Here is a 21,963-nt window from a genome sequence, read left to right on the forward strand (position 1 = left end):
AGAGAAAAACAAAACGCCGGCCTTTGGCCGGCGTTTTTGCTTTTTGGGACCATCCTCTCCGCTGTCATCGTCCGGCTTGACCGGACGATCCAGTATTCCAGAGGCAGCAGTGATTGAACCGAGAAGCCGCGGCGTACTGGATGCCCCGCTGTCGCGGAGCATGACGTAGGCGAGAAGCTACGCCCGCGGCGCGCAGCGGACGTAGACCATGTTGCCGTAGCGGGTGGCGGCGTCCTTGTCGATGAAGCGGGTGATCAGAACGCGGCCGTCGAAGGAGATGATTTCGCGGTCCTGCTCGCCGGGGGTCGGACCGGCCGGTCCGATGTAGTTCTTGCCGCTCGGCGAGCCCTTCAGCCGCAGCTCCTGCGGCGTCGCCTGGTCGGCCAGATGCATGATCACGCCGCCGGAGGAGCCGGCGGTGATCACGTAGGGATTTTTGCACTGGGCCCGGGCGGCAGCCTCGGTGCGGGCGCGGTCGGCCGGGTTCTGGAACGAGGCGAGGCCCCAGCGTCCGACGATCTCGTCGGCGCGAATGGTCGCAGGCATTTCGGGCGCGACGCCCGGCTCGGCTTCGGGCGGCGGCGAGGACGACGAGAAGGACGGCAGGCTCATGCCGCCGCCGCAGGCGCCCAGCAGCAGCGCCAGACAAGAGGCGGCGGCCAGATTGGCAACCGTGCGCGCGTGAGCTGAACTGATCATGGCATTCCCCCGAACAAGACCATGGCCGCACCCCTCCTGCAGCCAAGCGCAAAACCGCTGCCGGAGCAATGACGTCCTTTAATACGTCGGCGCCCCGAACAAGTTTCCAGTGCCACCATCCTATATCCGCCTCACCAATCGCTTAACCACCTTTGCTTGACAGGATCGCGGCCAAGCCATATTTCCGGGCCCACTATTAGCACTCGGAAAGCCCGATTGCTAAGCACGCCGTTCGATCCTCGGGATAGGGGGCGGACGGAAGCGCCGCCCCACCCACTTCACTACTTCCGAAGCGAGCCTCCAAAGGGAAACGTCATGGCTAAATCCAAATTTCGTCCGCTGCATGACCGTGTCGTGGTCAAACGTATCGACGCCGAGGAAAAGACCAAGGGCGGCATCATCATTCCGGACAGCGCCAAGGAAAAGCCGTCCCAGGGCGAGGTCGTCGCCGTCGGCCCCGGCGGCCGTGACGAGACCGGCAAGCTGACCCCGATCGACCTCAAGGTCGGCGACCGCGTGCTGTTCGGCAAATGGTCGGGCACCGAGGTCAAGATCGACAACGAAGAGCTCCTGATCATGAAGGAGTCGGACATCATGGGCGTACTGGCCTAAGGCCATCCGCCTGAACAGCCGCTGAATGTCATGCCCGGATCCAGGCGATCCGGGCATCCATCATTCCGCCGGGTTCGGTCCACGAATCCGGGATTGATGCGACGGGCGAGCGGCAGACACATCACCACACACGAGGGATTGCTAAAATGGCTGCCAAAGACGTCAAGTTTTCCGGAGACGCGCGCGATCGCATGCTGCGCGGCGTCGACGTTCTTGCCAACGCCGTCAAGGTGACGCTCGGCCCGAAGGGCCGCAACGTCGTCATCGAGAAGAGCTTCGGCGCACCCCGCATCACCAAGGACGGCGTCACCGTCGCCAAGGAGATCGAGCTCGAGGACAAGTTCGAGAACATGGGCGCCCAGATGGTGCGTGAGGTCGCCTCCAAGACCAACGACCTCGCCGGTGACGGCACCACCACTGCCACCGTGCTGGCCCAGGCCATCGTGCGCGAAGGCGCCAAGGCCGTTGCCGCCGGCATGAACCCGATGGACCTCAAGCGCGGCATCGACAGCGCGGTTGCTGCGGTCATCAAGGACATCGAGAAGCGCGCCAAGCCGGTCGCCGCCTCCTCCGAGGTCGCCCAGGTCGGCACCATCTCGGCCAACGGCGATGCCGCCATCGGCAAGATGATCGCCCAGGCGATGCAGAAGGTCGGCAACGAAGGCGTCATCACCGTCGAAGAGAACAAGTCGCTCGACACCGAAGTCGACATCGTCGAGGGCATGAAGTTCGACCGCGGCTATCTCAGCCCCTACTTCGTCACCAACCCCGAGAAGATGACCGCCGAGCTCGAGGATGCCTACATCCTCCTGCACGAGAAGAAGCTCTCGGGCCTGCAGGCCATGCTTCCGGTGCTGGAAGCCGTGGTGCAGTCGGGCAAGCCGCTCGTCATCATCGCCGAGGACGTCGAGGGCGAGGCGCTGGCCACCCTGGTCGTCAACCGCCTCCGTGGCGGCCTCAAGGTCGCCGCCGTCAAGGCGCCGGGCTTCGGCGATCGCCGCAAGGCCATGCTCGAGGACCTCGCCATCCTCACCGGCGGCCAGCTCATTTCCGAAGACCTCGGCATGAAGCTTGAAAACGTCACGGTGAAGATGCTGGGCCGCGCCGGCAAGGTCGTGATCGACAAGGAGAACACCACGATCGTCAAGGGCGCCGGCAAGAAGCCGGACATCGAGGCCCGTGTCGGCCAGATCAAGGCGCAGATCGAGGAGACCACCTCGGACTACGACCGTGAGAAGCTCCAGGAGCGCCTCGCCAAGCTGGCCGGCGGCGTCGCGGTGATCCGCGTCGGCGGCGCCACCGAGATCGAGGTCAAGGAGAAGAAGGACCGCGTCGAGGACGCCCTCAACGCCACCCGCGCCGCGGTGCAGGAAGGCATCGTCCCCGGCGGCGGCGTCGCGCTGCTCCGCGCCAAGAAGGCGGTGGGTCGTCTCACCAACGCCAATGCCGACGTCCAGGCCGGCATCAACATCGTGCTGAAGGCGCTGGAGGCCCCGATCCGCCAGATCTCCGAGAACGCGGGCGTGGAAGGCTCGATCGTCGTCGGCAAGATCCTGGAGAACAAGTCCGAGACCTTCGGCTTCGACGCCCAGAACGAGGACTATGTCGACATGGTCGAGAAGGGCATCATCGATCCCGCCAAGGTGGTGCGCACCGCGCTCCAGGACGCCTCCTCCGTGGCCGGCCTGCTGGTCACCACCGAGGCCATGGTCGCCGAAACGCCGAAGAAGGAAGCCCCGCCCGCGATGCCCGCCGGCGGCGGCATGGGAGGCTTCTAAGCCTCCGTTCCGTTACAGTGTTGCGAAGGCCGCCTCCGGGCGGCCTTCTTTTTTGCCGACCCTGCCCCTCCGCTTTCCGATTCAACCGTCGGCCAAAACCCACTACGGTGACGCGCCGATTCGAATTGTTTGGGCATGATCCTCTCGGAAAACCGCTTCACACCTTTCCGGATCATGCCCGTTGCGCGAGGATTTCATCGATGCGTGCGCTTCTGGTTTGTTCGACAGCCGTTTTGGCGGCTCTGCTTGCAGCTTCTCCGCATCCCGCCTCCGCCCAGATGAAGCTGTCGCCGAAGGCCACGATGCCCGGCGGTCCGGAGACGCGCTATTTCACCTCGATCGACGGGCTGATGGACGGCAATGCGGACGTGATCCTGAAGGAGACGCGCCAGGGCAAGACGGTGACGGCGGCCGTGCTCGACGTCTGCTATCCCGTCGCAAAGAATTCCGACCGCAAGGACCGCTTCGTCGTCAATCTGCAGGTCGCGGGCCAGACCCTGACCGGCACCACGCAGAGCATCAGCGAGAAGTCGCCCGTCAGCGTCAAGCTGCTGCGCAAGCAAGCCGGGGACACCTTCGAATTCCGCGGCCAGATCAGCATTGGCCAGGTGGTGACCGAGGTGACCTCGCCCGACAATTCCGATCTCAGCGAAAAGGAATTTCAGGACAACCAGACCTCCGACGACGGCATCACGCCGCAGCCGAAGGATTTCACCGACGTCTCGCCGGAAGCGATCGCGGTCAAGGTCAAGCTCGACGCTGCAACCGACTTCCTGAAGAGCCTGAAGGGCCAGGCGGTCGAGGTGACGCTGGCGAGCCTCACGGTTGGCTGCGATGCCCTGCGCGCAGGCGAGCAGACCATCAACATGTCGGTCGATCCCGAGCGCGCCGGCGCGCTGCTGGCGAAATTCAAGGCGACGCCGGGCGTCACCGCCGCGGGGTGGACTGCGGGCATGACCGAGATGGACCGCACCATCCGCTTCGCCGCGGCCGACTGGCGCGACGGCGACAAGATCAGCAAGGACAAGCTCGCGGCGGCCGTTTCGAACGTTTTGAGCCGGACGCTCGCGGCAAAGCCGATCTCGCAGAGCTTCAACCCCGCCACGGGCAAGCTCAAGCTGGTCTTCAAGCGGCCGAACCCTGACTTCCCCGCGCTCGATCTCACCGACACGATCGAGGTCGCAGGGCTCGTCTCGCCCGACAAGCCGGGCACGACCGACAAGCTCATGCTCTGGATCGGCAGCCCCGCGACGACGACCGCCGACGAGAGCAGCGGCGCTAAGCTCAATCTCTCCGACGACACCTCGGTCGACGAGGAAGGCGAGCAGCCCGACGACAACGGTTCAATCGAGGCGCTCACCAAGGAGCTTAAGGGCCAGCGCTGGGATGCCGACAAATCGGTGTGGAAGTAGGCTTTCGTGCCCCGGACGCTGCGCAGCACGTCAGTGATGCGCTGCAGAGCCGGGGCCCAGAGGCCCCGCGCAGTCGCCGATCGAGTTTGGGTCCCGGCTCTGCGCAGCAGCGTTGCACGCTGCAGCGCGTCCGGGACACAAGAGCGGAGCTAATTCCCCGTCGTGCGAAAACGCAGCGGCTTGGGGCCGATCAACGTCAGCACGTCGCCCTGACGCTTCCAGGTCTCGACGCTGCTGAGTGCCGCGACCAGATCGTCGTCGGCCTGCGCCCTTGCCGGCGGGCAGGAGCGATCCTGGATCTGACCGGGGACGAAGATCACGGTGTTGCCGGCGACCGAGAACTGGCCCTTGCCGCCCTTGCACCAGAGCTCCAGCACGACCTCGCCATGGTCGCCGATCTCGATGTTCGGGATCCGCTTCGAGCCTGCTTGCGGCAGCGCTTCCAGCGTCATCTCGGTGCCGAACGGGAAGCCGTCCTCGGCACGCGCGACAATGGTCATCGCGAGCATTGCAACCGCAGCACACACCAATCGCTTGAGCGAAACCATGAGACCTCTCGTCCGACCTGATTTGCCGCACCTTCTATAAGACGGCGGCGCCATTGAGAAGGTTCGCGCCACCTGGAGCGCGATGAGATTTGATTGGACGCAAAAATCCCCGCGGGGCGGAACCTCGCGGGGATTTGCCTTCGAGCCGGAGTTGGCCTGCTACTTCAGGACCATTGCCGTGAACGGCCAGACATAGGCCTGCAACGTCACGAGCACGCCGACGAGACAGGCCAGCACGATCGAGTGCCAGAACACGAAGCGCAGGATCGTGCCCTCGTGGCCGTACCAGTTGGTGGCAGTGGAGGCGACCACGATCGACTGCGCGTCGATCATCTTGCCCATCACGCCGCCGGACGAGTTCGCCGCGGCCATCAGGACCGGCGACAGGCCGAGCTGCTCGGAGGTGATCTTCTGCAGGTTTCCGAACAGCACGTTGGAGGCGGTGTCCGATCCCGTCAGCGCCACGCCCAGCCAGCCGAGCAGCGTGCCGAAGAAGGGATAGAGCACGCCGGTTGCGGCGAAGGCGAGGCCGAGCGTCGCGTCGACGCCGGAGAGCCGCGTCAAGGTGCCGATCGCCAGCATCGCCGAGATCGTGATCAGCGAGATCGCGCAGAGCCGGATGGTGCGGCCGTACTCGGTTACGAGCTTGCCGGGACCGACGCCCATCAGGACACCGGAGATGATCGCCGCGATCAGCATGCCGGTGCCGGTGAAGGACAGGTAGGTGAAGCCGAACACCGCGCTCTCTTTCGTCGGCGCTGGCGCGACAGGCGGCATCTTGTTGATCATCTGGTGCAGCTCGGGCACGGGATAGTTCCAGACGAAGATCGAATTCGCCCAGGCCTTGAACGCCCCGTTACCCCAGATCAGCATCACGATGCAGACGATGATCCACGGCAGCAGCGCGCCGAACAGTTCGCTCTGCGTCAGCGGCGTCTTGTCGAGCGGTTTGGCCGCCGCCATGGTGGCTGCCGATTCATCGCGGCCGCGCAGCGCCGGCGACAGCCAGAGCTGCCTGGGCTGCCAGACCTTGAGGAACAGAATCAGCGCGCCCATCGAGATCAGCGACGCACCGATGTCGACGATCCAGGGGTTGATGAAGTTCGAGATCACGAATTGCGGAATCGCGAACGACACGCCGGTGACCAGGATCGCCGGCCAGACATCCTTCATGCCCCTCCAGCCCGCGAACGCCCACACCACCCAGAACGGCACGATCAGCGAGAAGACCGGCAATTGCCGGCCGACCATGGCGCCGAGGATGTAGGGATCGAGCCCGGTGACCGAGGCAAGGCCCTGGATCGGCGTGCCCAGCGCGCCATAGGCGACCGGCGCGGTGTTGGCGATCAGCGACAGGCCGGACGCCGCGAGCGGCGAGAAGCCGAGGCCGATCAGCACGGCACCGGTGATGGCGACCGGCGTGCCGAAGCCCGAGGCGCCCTCGAAGAACGCGCCGAAGGAGAACGCGATCAGCAGCAATTGCAGCCGCCGGTCCTCGGTGACGCCGCCGATGGCGCGCTTGAGCAATTCGAAGCGTCCCATGCTCACCGTCACCTGATAGAGGAAGATGACGTTGAGCACGATCCAGCCGATCGGGAAAAAGCCGGTGACGATGCCCAGCACCGAGGCGCGGATCGACATGTTCGCCGGCATGGTGAAGACGAAGATCGTGATCAGATTGGCCACGATCACGGCGATGACCGCCGCGATATGCGCCTGGACGCGGCCGCTCGCGATCAGAACCAGCAGCGTGACGACGGGCACCGCCGCCGCAATCGTCGACAGCACCGGGCTGTTCAGCGGATCATAGACTTGATTCCACATGGTCTTCCTCCCCACGCATGTTTGCGGCAGACGGCCCGCGTGGAGAGCCGATCCTGCTTGACGCTGGAAGCGATAACCCTCGAGCTGGACGCGAATTCCTCGCGAATGCGGCGGTTCCCGTCCCGCTCACAAGCTCGCGAAATCCCCGAGCACCCCTACCCCGCGCCGTCGAACCCCATGCTAGGGTTGCGGGGTGCGACAAGACAACGCAAATTGCAGACCTTGCGACTTTAGTCTAAGCGCGCCGCTTTTCGCCATTGCCTCAAGTGGTTGGCTCAGGGCATTTGTGCACATCCCCCCAGGAGACCCCGCTCTGTGAAGAACATCAGCGCCACGCTCGCGATCGTCTGGCGAATCGCCGTCCCCTATTTCCGGTCGGAAGACAAATGGGCCGGCCGCGGCCTGCTCGCCGTCGTCGTCGCGATGGAGCTGGTGCTGGTCGCGATCAACGTGCTGCTCAATCAGTGGCAGAACCGGTTCTACAGCGCATTGCAGGCCTACGATCTGCCCGAATTCGTCAAGGAGGTCTGGATCTTCCTTGGGCTTGCCTTCACCTTCGTCGCGCTGGCCGTCTACAAACTCTACCTGAACCAGTGGCTCCAGATCCGCTGGCGGCAATGGCTGACGCAACACTATCTCGGCGAATGGCTCGAGGGCGCCACGCATTACCGCATGCAGCTCAAGGGCGATGCCGCCGACAATCCGGACCAGCGCATCACCGAGGACCTCAAGAATTTCGTCGAGCAAACGCTGACCATCGGCCTCGGCCTGTTGTCGTCGATCGTGACGCTGGCCTCGTTCGTGGTCATCCTCTGGGGCCTGTCCTACAAGGCCCCCTTGTACATTTACGGCACCGATATCCTCGTGCCCGGTTTTCTGGTCTGGTGCGCCCTGGCCTACGCTATTCTGGGTACCGCGCTGACGCACTGGATCGGCGCCCCGCTCATCAATCTCAATTTCGAGCAGCAGCGCTTTGAGGCCGACTTCCGCTTCAACCTGATCCGCGTGCGCGAAAATTCCGAGCAGATCGCCCTTTTGAAAGGCGAGAACGCGGAGCGAGGGCATCTGCTGCGGCGCTTCGGCTTCGTCATCGGCAATTGGTACGAGATCATGGGCCGGACCAAGCGCCTGACCGCCTTCACGGCAAGCTACGGTCAGGCCGCGACGCTCTTTCCCTATGTGGTGGTGGCGCCTGCCTACTTCGCCAAGCGCATCCAGCTCGGCGACATGATGCAGACCGGCTCGGCGTTCGGCAGCGTGCAGGATGCGCTGTCCTTCTTCGTCACCGCCTATCGCTCGCTCGCAGAGTGGCGCGCGGTGATCGCCCGCCTCGATGGCTTCGAGATGTCGGTCAGCTCCGCCGCCTACGGCGCAGCGCTCGAACCGACCATCGACATCGCACCAGCGAACGGCAAGGCCATCGCGCTCGAGCAATTGCTCGTCAAACTGCCGAACGGCGCGCCTCTGGTCGCAGCCGATGCCTTCACGATCCAGCCGTCGGAGCGGGTGCTGGTGACCGGCCCGTCGGGCTCCGGCAAGTCGACACTGTTCCGGGCCATCGCCGGCGTCTGGCCGTTCGGCACCGGCACGATCGCCATTCCCGAGACGTCGAAGCTGATGATGCTGCCGCAGCGGCCGTATTTCCCGATCGGCGCGCTTGGCGACGCCATCATCTACCCGACTGAGCACGGCTCGGTCCCGCCCGAGAAGATCCGCGACGCCTTGATTGCCGTCGGCCTGCCGCGGCTGGCGGACCGGCTCGACGAGCACGGCCACTGGAACCGGACATTGTCGCTCGGCGAACAGCAACGCCTTGGGCTTGCTCGTGCGCTGCTGCACATGCCGGACTATCTCTTCCTCGACGAGGCGACCGCCTCGCTGGACGAGCCGTCCGAGGACCGGCTCTATCGGCTGCTGACGGAGAAGCTGCCGCAGGCCACCATCGTCTCGATCGGCCACCGCTCGACGCTCGACGCCTTCCACACCCGGAAGGTGGCGTTGGTGGAGGACGGCGAGATCTACGTCCTCGGTAAAGCCGGCGAGCCGGCCCGGGCGGAGCCGACCGCAGCGCGCTGAGGGGCCGGCCGGCATCTCGAACTACCAGGGCGGGCCCGCGGCCCAAAAGCAAAAGGGCGGCAGATTGCTCTGCCGCCCTCGTAGATGGCCTCGGGAACAAACTTACTTCAGGTTGGTCATCGCCGTCAGGTCGAACGAGAGCTTGGCGATGCCGGTCGCGCCGCACCACTTGGAGCCGACGCCCGACGGATTGATGCTGCTGTAGCTGCTGCTGAAGGTGGCGGTGTTGTCGCTGGTGAAGGCGTTGCAGTTAGCCTTCGAGAGGTCAGTGTCGGAGTAACGGAGATCCAGGGTCATCACCTTGTAGGTGAAGCCGACGCCGACGTTCCAGGTGTTGTAGTCAGCGTATTTGATGCCGTTCGGGAACGGGCCGCCGCCGAGCGGGCTGGCGATGCCGGTGCCGTAGAATGAGTCGGAGGTGCCGAACCACTGACGGCCGAATTCGCCCGACACATACATGCCGACGCCGCTCGAACCGAACGTCGTGCTCGGCGCCGTCCACTTGGCCGTGACCGAGGTGTAGTTGCCCCAGGCGCCGGTGTTGAGGAAGTTCGGCGAATAGAACTCGTTGATGCCGAACGCCCAGTTGTCGTTCACCGTGTAGGTCATCTTGCCGTAGACTTCGAAGAAGCTGACGTCCTTCTTCATGACGTTTCCGTTCGCCAACGCGTTGGCGGCGCATTCTGCGCTGAGCGGATTGCCGGCGGTGTCGAAGCCGGCGCCGTAATAGCAGGTCCCACCCGGATACAGGTAACCCCAGACGCCGATGTCGAAGGCGAAGGCACCGAAGGTCGGGCGGATACCGCCGTAGATGTCGATCTCAGCCGCGGCGCGGTTCGGGAAGGAAATGCTCTCACCGGCGACGCCGACATAGAGCTGCAGGTCCTTGGTGACGTTGTAGCGCGGCTCGAAATAAGCCGCGACCGACGGCTTGTTGTTCGACTGGGTGATACCGCGGAAGACGTAGTTGCTCATGATCGCGCCGCCGAAGGCGATATCCCAGGGGTCGAAGGCGGGTGGCGGCGGGGCTTTCAACGCCTTCACGCGCAAGTCTGCCGCGAAAGCCGAACCCGTCGTCACCATTGCCAGCGCCGTTGCCAACAAAGCCACTTTCTTCATTTCGATCCCCATCGTCAGTTCTTACCCAGTCGGATCCCGGAAGCCCCCCGGGGCAAACGACTTGTCTGCAAAATTGCGTTACTGCGACAATCTGGATTGAGGGATGGGGACCGTGAAGCAAAAATCACGGGCATCTGCCGACTTTTTGGGCGTTTTGACGATTCCACGAAAGGTTGTCGCCCTGTGTGTCTTCTCGATCACATTATTTGCATTCCAAAGTGCACGAAGGGACCGTGCAAGTACGGGGAAGGCAGCTAGCGTGGCAACCGGGCTACGAATCAGGCTGGCGGGGGGAAGAGACGGCTTCGGGAGGTACTTGCGGCGATGCAAAAAGGCCGCAGCGTCACCGCAGCGGCCTTCCCTGTTGGCGATCGCGGTCGCAGGACGGGAGCTAGCTTTGCCCCTCGGCCGGTGCCGCTTCCGCAGAAGACGAAGGCATCGCCCAGCTCGTCTCGGCGGCCGGCTCGGGAGCCGGAGCTGGCGCCGGCGCTGACGGCTTCGGCGCGGGCGCTGCCTTCGCCTTCTTCGGTGCCGCTTTCTTCGCGGCCTTCTTCGGTGCAGCCGGCTTGGCTGCTTTCTTGGCTGTCTTCTTCACAGCCTTCTTGGCGGCCTTCTTTGGGGCGGCCTTCTTCGAAGCTTTCTTGCCAGCTTTCTTGGCAGTTTTCCTGGCAGCTTTCTTCGTGGATTTCTTGGCAGACTTCTTCGCGGACTTCTTCGCCGCTACAGCCTTCTTCGCCTTTTTGGCCTTCTTGCTTTTTTTCTTCTTCGCTTTCGCCATCGTGGTCCTCCTGTTGCCGACGAACAATGGTCGATCGGGCGTCGTTCTACCGTCGCCTCCGGAGGAAAGCTCAGGCTTGAAAGCTCAAACTTGCGCGTTCAATGCCGGCCGCGACCCGCCCGTAGCCCAATCGAGAAGCTCAATCGTGTGTACGACCGGAACTGACGTGCCACTGGCAATCTGCACCATGCAGCCGATATTGCCCGCGGCAATCATGTCCGGCTTGACGCTTGCGATGTTGGCGACCTTGCGATCGCGCAACCGGCCCGCAAGCTCGGGCTGGAGAATGTTGTAGGTCCCCGCCGAGCCGCAACACAAATGGCTCTCGGGTACATCTTTCACCACGAATCCATTCTTGGAAAGCAATTCTTTCGGAAGGCCCGTGATTTTCTGCCCATGTTGCAACGAACACGCCGAGTGATAGGCGACGACGATGTTGTCATGTCGCGCAGTCGGCTCGAGTGCGAGGCCGGCGATGTATTCGGTGATGTCCTTGGCGAGCGCGGACACCCTCGCCGCATCGGCGGCGAACGCAGCATCCTCGCGCAGCAGATAGCCGTAGTCCTTGATCACTGTGCCGCAGCCGGACGCCGTCACCAGGATGGCGTCGAGCCCCTCGCCGGCCGCTTCCTTCCGCCACGCCGCAACGTTGGCTCGCGCCCGCGCCAATGCATCCTGATCGTTGCCGAGGTGATGGGTCAGCGCGCCGCAGCACTGCTCGTCCCGGACCAGGACAACCTCAACGCCGTGGCGGGTGAGAAGACTGATGGCCGCCTGGTTAATGCGCGGCGCCAGGACCTGCTGGGCGCAGCCCTGGAGCAGCGCGACCCGGCCGCGCTTCTTGCCGAGCGCCGCGAACACGCTGCCCGCGGCGGGGCCCGGCGGCGGCAGCCGGTGCGGGGCCAGCGCCAGCATCGCCTTGATGCGCTGGATCAGGCCGGGCGTCGCCGAGGGCCGCGGCGTCGGCAGGAAAACGGCAAGCGGACGGGCCAGCCGCGCCAGCACCATGCTGATGCGGAAACGCTGCGGATCCGGCAGGACGAAGGCCAGCACCTGGCGCAGCAGCCGCTCGGCCAGCGGCCGCTGATAGCGCTGCTCGATCCTGACTCGGGCCTGGTCGACGAGATGCATGTAGTTCACCCCTGAGGGGCAGGTCGTCATGCAGGCCAGGCACGACAGGCAGCGGTCGACGTGCTTGACCACCTCCGCCGTCGGCGCCTGGTCCTTCTCCAGCATCTCCTTGATCAGGTAGATGCGGCCGCGCGGACTATCGAGCTCGTCACCGAGCAGCACATAGGTCGGACAGGTTGCGGTGCAGAAGCCGCAATGGACGCAGGCGCGCAGGATCTTGTCGGCTTCCGCGATGTCGGGATCGGCAAGCTGGGCGAGTGAGAATTCGGTCTTCATGCCACAGCGCCTCGGCTCAAGCGGCCCCGGTTGAGAACGGCCTTTGGATCGAAACTGGCGCGCACCCGCTCGCTCAGGGCGGCAATGCCCGGCGCCTGCCGATGAAAGACGTCGACCTCGCGCCTGACGTCCTCGGCCGCCTGGATCAGCGTGGCGTGACCGCCGACGGCGTTGGCACGCATCCGAACAGCCGGAGCATGCGCGTCGCCCTTTGGCGGCAATGCCGCCCAGATCAGACCGCCGCCCCAATCATAGATCACGTCGCCGCCGGTCTCGCGCGCCAATTGCGAGCCGAGCGCAGCGCCTGAGGCCGGCGGGCAGACGATCCGCCAAACCGGCCAGGCGCCAAGCGCGCCGCTGGCCGCGAACGGCAGCACGTCGCGGATCGTGGCCCACAGCGCGGCAGACGCCGCGTCCTCGATCAGCGTCGCGGTTCCGAACGGCGCCAGCAATTCCCGCAGCGAGTTGGCGCGGTGGGCGGCTGAGGCCGTGATGCCCTCGAGCCGCAGCACAGTCAGCGCCTCGTCCTGGCCTGCGAGATCACCAAGCCCGTCGGTCTTGGCCCGGAACGCCGATTTCGGCAGATGCGCGGCACCGGAAACGTCGAAGGGCGAGCCGAGCGCCGCGGTCATCGCCTTGTTGGCGGCGGCATCATCTAACCCGCGCAGCAGCAGCGTCCGCTCGGCCTCGGGCTTGGGCATCACCTTCAGCGTGACCTCGGTCATGACGGACAGCGTGCCCCAGGACCCCGCGAGCAGCTTGCAGAGGTCGTAGCCGGTGACGTTCTTCACCACCTTGCCGCCGGTCTTGAAGCTGTCGCCGAAGCCCGAGACGGCGTGCGCCCCGAGCAAATGGTCGCGCGCCCCGCCCGCCCTGATCCGCCGCGGCCCGGCCAGCCCGGCCGCGATCATGCCGCCGATGGTTCCGAGCGCGGGCGTGCCGAGCAGCGGCGCGGTGTTGACAGGCTCGAACGCGAATTGCTGGTTCTTGGTATCGATCAGCGCCAGCACATCGGCCAGCGGCGCGCCGGCCTGGAGCGTGATGATCAGCTCGTTCGGCTCGTAGGAGGTGACGGCGTTCAGCGCGGAGAGGTCGAGCACGGCGTTGGTCGCCATGGCATGGCCGATGCCGCGCTTGGAGCCGTGACCGATAATCTCGAGCGGCTGCTCATTGGCAATCGCCGCGCGCACCACCTCTTCGACGTCTTTGGCGTCTCTGACCTTAAGCGTATCCACGACTGAGCCGGTATCCAAGTTTAGAACGGAAAGCAAATTTGGCGGTTGCAGCGAAGGCGCAGCGACCGACGCTAGAACCGCGGGAGATCCGGAAACGCCAGCTTGCCGGCATGCACATGCATGCGGCCGAGCTCGGCGCAGCGGTGCAGGGTCGGAAACACTTTTCCGGGATTGAGCAGGCCTTGCGAATCGAAGGCGCATTTCAGCCGCTGCTGCTGGTTGAGGTCGATCTCGCTGAACATGTCGGGCATCAGGTCGCGCTTCTCGATGCCGACGCCGTGCTCGCCGGTGAGCACGCCGCCGAACTCGACGCAGGCGCGCAGGATATCGGCGCCGAAGGCCTCGGCGCGCTCGATCTCGCCGGGCTTGTTGGCATCGTAGAGGATCAGCGGGTGCAGATTGCCGTCACCGGCGTGGAACACGTTGGCGCAGCCGAGCTGGTATTTTTCGCCGAGCTCGCGGATGCGCGCCAGCGCCTTCGGCAGCGCGCCGCGGGGAATTGTGCCGTCCATGCAGAGATAGTCCGGCGAGATCCGGCCGACGGCGGGGAACGCAGCCTTGCGGCCGGCCCAGAACAGATTGCGCTCGGCTTCCGAATTGGAGATCTGCAGCGTTACCGAGCCGCAGCCGCGTGCGATGGTCTCGACGCGCGTGATCAGCTCGTCGACCTCGATCTTGGGCCCGTCGAGCTCGATGATGAGCAGCGCTTCGACATCGAGCGGATAGCCGGCATGGACGAAGGCCTCGGCGGCGTGGATCGCGGGCTTGTCCATCATCTCCATGCCGCCAGGAATGATGCCGGCGCCGATGATCCGCGCCACGCATTCGCCGGCGGCCTCGACCTCGGCGAAGCCGACCATCAACGCACGCGCCGTCTCCGGCTTCTGCAGGATGCGCACCGTGATCTCGGTGATGACGCCGAGCAGCCCTTCCGAGCCGGTGATGACGCCCATCAAATCGTAGCCCGGGTTCTCGCACCCCTTGCCGCCGATGCGCAGGATCTCGCCGCTCATCAGCACGATCTCGCAACCGAGCACGTTGTTGGTGGTCATGCCGTATTTGAGGCAGTGCACGCCGCCGGAATTCTCCGCGACATTGCCGCCGATCGAGCAGGCGATCTGCGAGGACGGGTCGGGCGCGTAATAGAAGCCGGCATGAGCGACCGCCTGGCTGATGGCGAGGTTGGTGACGCCGGGCTCGGTGACGACGACGCGATTGTCGAAATCGATCTCGCGGATGCGCTTGAACTTGCCGAGCCCCAGCAGCACGCCGTCTTCGAGCGGCAGCGCCCCGCCTGAGAGCGATGTGCCGGAGCCGCGCGGCACCACCTTGATACCTTGCCCTGCACAATATTTCAGGATGAGGGAGACCTGCTCGGTCGTATCGGGCAGCACCACGACCATCGGCGGCTGCCGATAGGCCGTCAGCCCGTCGGATTCATAGGCCCGCATCTCCGCAGGCGTATCGATCACGCCCTCGCCGGGCACGAACGCGCGCAATGCAGCAACGATCTCGGCACGCCGCGCGAGCACGGCCTGGTCGCTTGCGGGCATCATGATGGCCATTTTGTGGAGCCTTCGTCCGACGGATGGAATTGTTTCGGCAAATCAATCATGTCTTGCCGTCTTTGGGTAGGTCCTCCGAAGGTCTCATTGCTTTGTTGCAGCGCAAGTTCTCTCTGGGGCAAGTCTGCTATCAGGAAACCTGTCAAAGTTTCGCGGCTTGTCCACTTGCATCGAACCTGCCAAAACCACGACCCTCCATCTGACCCGGGAAGAGACGAAGAGCACACTTATGACAAAACTGACTTTCGGCGCGCTGACGATCCTCACCGTCATTGCCAACGCACCCGCCGCGATGGCGCAGGATGTCGCGGCCGGCAAGACATCGTTCAACAAATGCCTGGCCTGCCACGCGATCGGCGAAGGCGCCAAGAACAAGGTCGGCCCCGAGCTCAACGGTCTCAACGGCCGCAAGTCGGGCACGGCTGAGGGCTACAGCTACTCGGACGCGAACAAGAATTCCGGCATCACCTGGGACGAGGCCGTGTTCAAGGAATACATCAAGGACCCCAAGGCCAAGATCCCCGGCACCAAGATGGCGTTCGCCGGCATCAAGAACGAGACCGAGATCAACAATCTCTGGGCCTATGTCTCGCAGTTCGACAAGGACGGGAAGATCAAGCAGTAAGCACGGATCGGTCGACAGCTTCGGCTTCGGTTCTGACCGAGTCAGAACCGAAGCTGCGGCTTTTTGTTTGGCGCGTTTTTTTGCGCCGTCATTGCGAGCGCAGCGACTTGTCCGCCGAAGCCTTGGCGAAGGCGGAAGCAATCCAGAATCATTCCTCCGAAAGACTCTGGATTGCTTCGTCGCAAGAGCTCCTCGCAATGACGGAGCAAGGGGCGGCATCGCGATGCTCCAATGCACATCCCAGCTGCAGTGCCGTAGGGTGGGCAAAGGCGCGTAGCGCCGTGCCCACGATCTCTCTCCATGAGCAACAAGGCGTGGGCACGCTGCGCTTTGCCCACCCTACGAGATCTGGTTTGTGGCACGCAGCTCAATCGCACACGCAGCTTTGCGGCCTCGCGGCGCGTTCGCCCGAGCTTTGCTTGGTCGCTCCACCCTCTCATCCAAGAGGGCGCAGGGAAGGCCGGGTGCCGGCTCGCACCCGCGGTCCGCTGCGCAATAGGCACACGCAGAAGAACCGCACAGCAGCATACAGGTGTCGCCGATCACTCGGCCTTCCCTGCGCGGTGGTTGGACGGCTTATGCCGTGATCTCCCGGGAGCCGACCATTCCTTCTGGCCTCCCTCGCCCCGCGAATTTGGATGATGCAGTCTGCCCGGTTGGGCTCGCTCGCACCTTCGCAAGGACTTGACCGTAGCAACGACGGCCAGGACCACACGGTTTTGCCGTACGCACGGCCCGCCATTTCGCCGCAGTTTTCCCGAGCCCTGTCGACGAAGCCGGAAACTTACAGACGAGACGAAGCCTTGCAGCGCCGTCGTCCGCACGAAGCCTCGGGCTCACAGGGACTACCCGCCCTGCCCGCGCCTCTCGTGCCGACGCTGCCGCGTCCACCGCAAGCCCGGCTCGCGACAGTGACGACCACATAGTCGCCCCTCTTGGGTGAGCCGGGATGGGCGACACATACGCCGAAACCGAATTTCGGTAAAGTGGAACATTTTTAGCGAAGCGGATTGACAGAGGGCGACACAGGCACGGTGCCGTAGGGTGGGCAAAGCGAAGCGTGCCCACGTATCTTTCGCGACCGAGAGAGCTCGTGGGCACGGCGCAAATGCGCCTTAGCCCACCCTACGAGAGCTCTACGGGTGCAGCCACTTCGCGCGAAAAAGCTTAATCAGCCGCCGCCTGTGCCGGGGCGATGCTACCGATCATCGTCTCGATTTCCGTCTTCACGAGCTCCGGCACGGCGTTCTGCACCATGTGGCCGAGATCGGGCAGCACGATCAGCTTCGCATGCGGCACCATGGCCGCGAACGGGCGCGCGTGGATGTTGGTCTTCACCGTCTTGTCGGGCTCGCCGGCAATGATCGTGACCGGCACCGAGATCTCGCCATAGCGCGCGGCTTGCGCAGTCACCGCCTCCTTCAGCGTCACCAGATCATAGGCATTGGCGATGAACTCGCGCGGGCGCAGCAGCAGCGGCGTCGCGGAGTCCTGCACGAATCCATCCGGCATCATCTGCGGCAGAAACACGTTGCGCGCGCCGGGCTCGGCCAGAAAGTACCCGAGCGGCAGGGTGATCGTGTAGGCGAGCAGCGGACCGATCACCGGCGTTGCGATGAACTCATTGTAACGGCCGACACCGCCGCGCCAGGGATGGGTGACGGGAGCGAGCATGACGAGGCCGGCGACGCGGCCGGGATGATCGAGCGCGATCCGCGCGCCGAGCGCGCCGCTCCAGGAATGCACGACGAAGACCGCGCGCTCGATCCCGAGCTTGCCAAGCGCCTCATCGATCATCCGCGCCTGGACCTGCGGCGTCGAATCCTCGCGCCGCGCGCGCGTGCTCCAGCCATGGCCGGGACGGTCGACCAGGATGACGCGATGATCTTTGGCGAGCAGGTCGCCGAGCGGGCGCCGCATCGCTTCGAGATTGGAGCTCGCGCCGTGCAGCATCACGATCGGCAGGCCTGCTTCGCGCGGACCGATATCGACGACGTGAAGCGTCGCGCCATCAACCTCGACCATCCCGCCCTGCGGCGGAAAGGCGCGCTGCACGGCGACGATTCCAGCCTGCGTGACCAGCGCCAGCAGAACCAGCGCCGTCACGACTGACATCACGATCATGGAGAGAATCCGGGTGATCCTGGGCACAGGGCAGTTACGGGCGTTATGGGCGGCAGTTTCGCTCCGCCAGCCTTCCGCGCTTGCGCCGAAACTGCCGGGGCTGTGGATATGTGCATAATTGAAGAACGTGAAAACTCAATAGAATCAACAATATTCCAGGAGGACACGCAAGCCTCGGAACAGCTTCATGGGGCCGTCATCGCGGCCTCCATATAATCGCCATGGTCGGTTCCGCCATCTAGGCGCGGGTGGGCGCCGATCCTCCTCGCAGGCCCCGGGGCAACCTCAGGGGATGCGGGAAAGACCGGCAGGATTTGTCCTGATTTGAACCGGAGGATTTTCGATGAGCTTCAGATCGAACGACACTGCGATCGACGAGATCGTGGCGAGCTGCAACGGCGATCTGCGCGGTGCCGTGAGGGCGCTGCTGCTGATCAACGAGCACCTGGAATCGGAGCTTGCAAAGGCTTACGCCGCAGCCGCCGATCGCGGCCTGGTCGAGCGCGGCGGCAACGCCCTGCACTAGATGCAGGCTAGTTCGTGCCGTCCTCGGCTTTTTCCTCGTCCGGCGTAGGCACGGGACAGGCACGGATCGTCGAACGGGCAAGCTTGGCATCGGCCCTCGATTTGTAGGGACCGTCGCCGAACCAGATATCGCCGATGATGACCGGGTTGCTGGTCACGATGTTGCATTTTCCGGTGGCGCGGTTGCCGACCACCCAGAAAAGTCCGTCGGCGAAGCTCACCGTCCCCGACGCGAGCAGCAAGCTACCCGCAAAGATCAAACGCTTCATGGCTTTTGCTCCTGCCATGCAGGTAGGCCTGCGGCGGCGCCGGCAATAGTGCTCACGATGCCGCGCTTCCGATCGTGGTTAATCGGCGCAGGCGGCCATCACTCGGAAGATGATCAAACTATCCTCGTCCGGATCGTGCGCTAGATATCCCGTCCCTCGACCTTCTCGGTCAACGCCTTGACCTGGTCGGGAATCTTTTCGAGATGCGGATTGACGGCGAGCGCCTTGCGATAGGCCTCGAGCGCGCGCTTCTCGTCGCCGACCTCCTGCATGATCATGCCGAGGCCAGCGAGCGCGCCGAAATGGCGCGGCTCCCGGATCAGCACCTGCTGGATGTCCGCGAGCGAACGGCCATAGTCGTTCTGCATGTAATAGAGCGTGGCGCGCCGGTTCCAGGCCTCGATGTAGTCGGGCCTGAGCTTGATGACCGAATCCAAGAGCTTGATCGCGACCTCGATCTTCTTGGCGTCGACCGCGGTCTTGGCGCGGGCCATCAACAGCGCAGCGGTGTCGCTCGGGGTCTGCAGCCAGATCGCCCAGATCCGCGCCTCGACATGCTTGGCGCTGGCCTCGTCGGGCGCCGCCTTCAGCGCGCCGAACAGGAATTCGAGATTCTTGTTGCGATCGACCTTGGGCAGCTTGGCCGGCGCCTCGGGGAGCTTCTTCTGCTTGCCGGGCGGCTCAATCTGCTGTGCCAGGGCCGGGGCAAGGCCGGAGGTTCCCAGCACAAGGGCCAGACACAGGGTGCGCGCGAAGAGGAATCTCACTGCCATGGTCGAAGTCTAAACGCGCAAAGCCGCCCTTGCAAAGCAAAGGCGGCGTCAAACTCGTGTGAGACCGTGGTCTTGCGGGGCGCGCTCAGGAGCCCTCGGCAGGGATCAGCCCTGACGAGCCTTGAAGCGGCGCTGCACCTTGTTGATCACATAGACCCGGCCCTTGCGGCGGACCAGGCGGTTGGCGCGATGGCGACCGCGCAGCGATTTCAGCGAGTTACGGACCTTCATGGCGGAATCCTGAACGTTCGAAAGGCCGTGTTCGGCACTACCGTTTCGGCACGCGCGAATGTGGCAAAATGAGATTTTTCCCGCCGGCGGACGACCGCCCGGGACGGGGCGGTTCTTAAGGCATGGCGGGAGGTGATGTCAATGTTAACTGCCCCGTTCCGAACCGGCAAATTCGTGAAAACAACCCCATGCACCGTAGAACCGGCCGGATCGGCCCGATTTATCGCAAGGGAATCAGTCCTTTCGACGACGCCTTGCCAAATTCGTTATATGATATAATCAATTCGGCAACCCGTCGGGAGGAAACCCATGCCGAAGCTGAAGCTGCCCAATATCGACGATGTCGTGGCCATCGACATCCACACCCACGCCGAGGAGCCCTGCGGCTGCCATCCCGACGACGGCTATGACGATTTCCAGGCGCAGATGGCGGAGTATTTCAAGTCGCCGAACAAGCATCCGCCGACGGTGCCGGAGACCGCGGCCTACTACCGCTCCAAGAACATCGCCGCGGTGATCTTCCCGGTCGACGCCGAGCGCGAGACCGGCTTCCGCCGCTACAACAATTACGAGATGATCGAGGCCGCCTCCGACCATCTCGACGTCCTCATCCCCTTCGTCTCGATCGACCCGCATAAGGGCAAGCTCGGCGCGCGCGAGGCGCGCAAGCTGATCGAGGAATACGGGGTGCGCGGCTTCAAATTCCACCCGACCATGCAGGGCTTCTACGCCAACGACCGCATGGCCTATCCGCTCTATGAAGAGATCAACAATGGCGGCGCGGTCGCGCTTTTCCACACCGGCCAGACCGGCGTCGGTTCGGGCATGCCCGGCGGCATGGGCATGCGGCTAAAATATTCCAACCCGATGTACATGGACGACGTCGCGGCCGATTTCCCCGACCTCAAGATCATCCTCGCCCACCCCTCCTTCCCCTGGCAGGAAGAGGCGCTCTCCGTCGCGACCCACAAGCCGAACGTCTATATCGATCTCTCGGGCTGGTCGCCGAAGTACTTCCCGCCGATCCTGGTGCGCTACATCAACTCGATTCTGCAGGACAAGATGCTGTTCGGCTCGGACTGGCCGGTGATCACACCGGACCGCTGGCTGTCGGACTTCGCCAAGATCGAGATCCGCGACGAGATCCGGCCGAAGGTGCTGAAGGCGAACGCGCGCAAGCTGCTGGGGATCTGAAGCGGGTGGGCTGACGTCGGATCGAACTCGGACAATAGCAGCGCTCTCTCCGTTCCCTCCCCCCTTGTGGGGGAGGGGCGGGGAGGGGGGTGCCACTCGGAGATTCTTTCCGTCGCGCACCCTAGCGCTGTGCATCGTCAACAGCCGGCGCCTTTTTCTGGGCTACCCCTCTCCCTAGCCCTCCCCCACAAGGGGGGAGGGAACACACCTCCGCCGGGGCGCTCGGCGGATCTTATCTCATCACGCCTTCGAAAGCGCATGAGGGCTTCGATCGAGCGACCGAAGCCCTCATGCTCAAGACCTCATACTTGCGCGAGGCCTCCATCGACGAAGACCTCGCCGCCCGTCATGAAGCTGCTGTCCGAGGACGCCAGGAACGCGGCCACCGCGGCTTAGATGCAACCCTGCGGGTCGTGGCCGGCAAGTGGAAGCCGCTGATCCTCTACTTCGTCGCCCAGGGTGGCCCGACCCGCTATGGCGAGCTCCGGCGCGCGATCCGCGACGTCAGCGACAAGGTGCTGATCCAGCAGTTGAAGGAGCTGGAGGCCGACGGTCTCGTGAAGCGGACCGACTACAAGGAGGTGCCTCCGCGGGTCGACTACAGCCTCACTCCGTTGGGTCACAGCCTCGCCCAGGCCCTCGTGCCGCTCTGCACGTGGGGCACGGAGCACATGGCGGAGGTCAGCCAGGTGTTCGCCGAGAGGGCGACCTGGACGCGGCGGGGACGTCAGCCGACAGGCTAGCTTGAATGGTTGCATCGAACACCATGCAAACTCTACTGCGTCTGCTTCCTCTTAAAACGGTTGTTTAGACAGTTGGCTGGCGAACAATATTTGCGGTGTTTTGCAAAAGCCGAACCGTCCATGGCGCAACTTCCGGTGGGACATTGTCCGCTGTCAGAGCTCATCTTGGCTGCTGGACTGTGCACCTGAGCCCTCGCTTCGACCGCAAGCACCAGCGAACACATCACAACCAAAAGAACTGCAAAAATCCTCGACATCAACCGCCCCCTCGATTCAGTATCAAGTCAGACTTTACCTAAGAATTGACTCGGAAAGAAAGCAAATCGCTCGTTGAGAGCATACGCCTTGCGCCTCGACCGCGGAACGTCTCCATCCATTTGAGCTGATGCAAGTTCAAAACGCGACTAAGCCGACAACAGCCCGACC

General features: G+C 64.0%; 20 protein-coding genes and 1 pseudogene. 8 read left to right on the plus strand and 13 right to left on the minus strand.

Annotated features, from left to right (window positions below; genetic code table 11):
* Window positions 1-177 precede the first annotated feature (177 nt).
* A complete protein-coding gene (locus tag BM190_RS13425; protein ID WP_026202636.1) occupies window positions 178-699 on the minus strand; it encodes a hypothetical protein in 522 nt (173 codons plus the stop codon).
* A gap of 315 nt (window positions 700-1,014) precedes the next feature.
* On the opposite strand from BM190_RS13425, the gene BM190_RS13430 reads away from it, so the two are divergent.
* The 3 genes from BM190_RS13430 to BM190_RS13440 all read left to right on the plus strand — a co-directional run bounded on the left by BM190_RS13430 (window position 1,015) and on the right by BM190_RS13440 (window position 4,501).
* Window positions 1,015-1,311, plus strand: a complete 297-nt coding sequence (locus BM190_RS13430; RefSeq protein WP_018321905.1) for a co-chaperone GroES — start codon at window positions 1,015-1,017, stop codon at window positions 1,309-1,311.
* A 146-nt stretch (window positions 1,312-1,457) separates the two neighbouring features.
* On the plus strand, window positions 1,458-3,089 hold the full coding sequence (gene groL, locus BM190_RS13435) for a chaperonin GroEL (RefSeq protein WP_018321904.1): 1,632 nt from the start codon (window positions 1,458-1,460) through the stop codon (window positions 3,087-3,089).
* A 200-nt stretch (window positions 3,090-3,289) separates the two neighbouring features.
* On the plus strand, window positions 3,290-4,501 hold the full coding sequence (locus BM190_RS13440; RefSeq protein WP_092255297.1) for a hypothetical protein: 1,212 nt from the start codon (window positions 3,290-3,292) through the stop codon (window positions 4,499-4,501).
* 149 nt (window positions 4,502-4,650) lie between these two features.
* Here BM190_RS13440 and BM190_RS13445 read toward each other — a convergent pair whose 3' ends face one another.
* Both BM190_RS13445 and BM190_RS13450 read right to left on the minus strand, forming a co-directional pair.
* Window positions 4,651-5,049 (minus strand): META domain-containing protein, encoded by a 399-nt coding sequence (locus BM190_RS13445; protein WP_177237062.1) that lies wholly within the window; start codon window positions 5,047-5,049, stop codon window positions 4,651-4,653.
* 159 nt (window positions 5,050-5,208) lie between these two features.
* Complete coding sequence (locus tag BM190_RS13450; protein ID WP_092255303.1) at window positions 5,209-6,873, minus strand: L-lactate permease; 1,665 nt, start codon at window positions 6,871-6,873, stop codon at window positions 5,209-5,211.
* 315 nt (window positions 6,874-7,188) lie between these two features.
* On the opposite strand from BM190_RS13450, the gene BM190_RS13455 reads away from it, so the two are divergent.
* Window positions 7,189-8,949, plus strand: a complete 1,761-nt coding sequence (locus tag BM190_RS13455) for an ABC transporter ATP-binding protein/permease (RefSeq protein WP_092255306.1) — start codon at window positions 7,189-7,191, stop codon at window positions 8,947-8,949.
* A gap of 102 nt (window positions 8,950-9,051) precedes the next feature.
* Here the strand turns inward: BM190_RS13455 and BM190_RS13460 are convergent, their stop codons facing one another.
* From BM190_RS13460 to BM190_RS13480, 5 genes are all read right to left on the minus strand, one after another.
* Window positions 9,052-10,068 (minus strand): TorF family putative porin, encoded by a 1,017-nt coding sequence (locus BM190_RS13460; protein WP_026202635.1) that lies wholly within the window; start codon window positions 10,066-10,068, stop codon window positions 9,052-9,054.
* Window positions 10,069-10,459: 391 nt separating this feature from the next.
* Window positions 10,460-10,846, minus strand: a complete 387-nt coding sequence (locus BM190_RS13465) for a histone (RefSeq protein WP_092255309.1) — start codon at window positions 10,844-10,846, stop codon at window positions 10,460-10,462.
* An 84-nt stretch (window positions 10,847-10,930) separates the two neighbouring features.
* A complete protein-coding gene (glcF, locus tag BM190_RS13470; protein ID WP_092255312.1) occupies window positions 10,931-12,253 on the minus strand; it encodes a glycolate oxidase subunit GlcF in 1,323 nt (440 codons plus the stop codon).
* Window positions 12,250-13,488, minus strand: coding sequence for an FAD-binding protein (locus BM190_RS13475; protein WP_092255915.1), 1,239 nt, complete (start codon window positions 13,486-13,488; stop codon window positions 12,250-12,252). Before BM190_RS13475 ends, glcF begins: the two co-directional genes overlap by 4 nt.
* 71 nt (window positions 13,489-13,559) lie before the next feature.
* Window positions 13,560-15,053, minus strand: a complete 1,494-nt coding sequence (locus BM190_RS13480; RefSeq protein WP_092255315.1) for an FAD-linked oxidase C-terminal domain-containing protein — start codon at window positions 15,051-15,053, stop codon at window positions 13,560-13,562.
* Window positions 15,054-15,282: 229 nt separating this feature from the next.
* Between BM190_RS13480 and cycA the strand changes: the two genes are divergently transcribed.
* A complete protein-coding gene (gene cycA / locus BM190_RS13485) occupies window positions 15,283-15,678 on the plus strand; it encodes a cytochrome c-550 CycA (RefSeq protein ID WP_092255319.1) in 396 nt (131 codons plus the stop codon).
* Window positions 15,679-16,845: 1,167 nt separating this feature from the next.
* Here the strand turns inward: cycA and BM190_RS13495 are convergent.
* Window positions 16,846-17,802 carry an alpha/beta fold hydrolase gene (locus BM190_RS13495; RefSeq protein WP_177237063.1) on the minus strand — a complete coding sequence of 319 codons (957 nt, stop codon included), beginning with the start codon at window positions 17,800-17,802 and terminating at the stop codon, window positions 16,846-16,848.
* A 343-nt stretch (window positions 17,803-18,145) separates the two neighbouring features.
* On the opposite strand from BM190_RS13495, the gene BM190_RS13500 reads away from it, so the two are divergent.
* A complete protein-coding gene (locus tag BM190_RS13500; protein WP_038972834.1) occupies window positions 18,146-18,328 on the plus strand; it encodes a hypothetical protein in 183 nt (60 codons plus the stop codon).
* A gap of 7 nt (window positions 18,329-18,335) precedes the next feature.
* Here the strand turns inward: BM190_RS13500 and BM190_RS13505 are convergent, their stop codons facing one another.
* The 3 genes from BM190_RS13505 to ykgO all read right to left on the minus strand — a co-directional run bounded on the left by BM190_RS13505 (window position 18,336) and on the right by ykgO (window position 19,600).
* On the minus strand, window positions 18,336-18,596 hold the full coding sequence (locus BM190_RS13505; RefSeq protein ID WP_026202573.1) for a hypothetical protein: 261 nt from the start codon (window positions 18,594-18,596) through the stop codon (window positions 18,336-18,338).
* A 140-nt stretch (window positions 18,597-18,736) separates the two neighbouring features.
* Window positions 18,737-19,369 carry a tetratricopeptide repeat protein gene (locus BM190_RS13510; protein WP_026202572.1) on the minus strand — a complete coding sequence of 211 codons (633 nt, stop codon included), beginning with the start codon at window positions 19,367-19,369 and terminating at the stop codon, window positions 18,737-18,739.
* A 105-nt stretch (window positions 19,370-19,474) separates the two neighbouring features.
* Window positions 19,475-19,600 carry a type B 50S ribosomal protein L36 gene (gene ykgO, locus BM190_RS13515; RefSeq protein ID WP_006611362.1) on the minus strand — a complete coding sequence of 42 codons (126 nt, stop codon included), beginning with the start codon at window positions 19,598-19,600 and terminating at the stop codon, window positions 19,475-19,477.
* Window positions 19,601-19,909: 309 nt separating this feature from the next.
* Between ykgO and BM190_RS13520 the strand changes: the two genes are divergently transcribed.
* On the plus strand, window positions 19,910-20,794 hold the full coding sequence (locus tag BM190_RS13520) for a 4-hydroxyphenyl-beta-ketoacyl-CoA hydrolase (RefSeq protein WP_018321552.1): 885 nt from the start codon (window positions 19,910-19,912) through the stop codon (window positions 20,792-20,794).
* A 302-nt stretch (window positions 20,795-21,096) separates the two neighbouring features.
* Here the strand turns inward: BM190_RS13520 and BM190_RS40945 are convergent.
* Window positions 21,097-21,183: pseudogene (locus tag BM190_RS40945) on the minus strand (oxidoreductase); the annotation flags it as partial.
* 24 nt (window positions 21,184-21,207) lie between these two features.
* Here BM190_RS40945 and BM190_RS13525 point away from each other — a divergent pair.
* On the plus strand, window positions 21,208-21,537 hold the full coding sequence (locus BM190_RS13525) for a winged helix-turn-helix transcriptional regulator (protein WP_244550649.1): 330 nt from the start codon (window positions 21,208-21,210) through the stop codon (window positions 21,535-21,537).
* Window positions 21,538-21,963 lie beyond the last annotated feature (426 nt).

This window comes from Bradyrhizobium sp. Rc3b (assembly GCF_900114915.1).
Classification (GTDB): domain Bacteria; phylum Pseudomonadota; class Alphaproteobacteria; order Rhizobiales; family Xanthobacteraceae; genus Bradyrhizobium.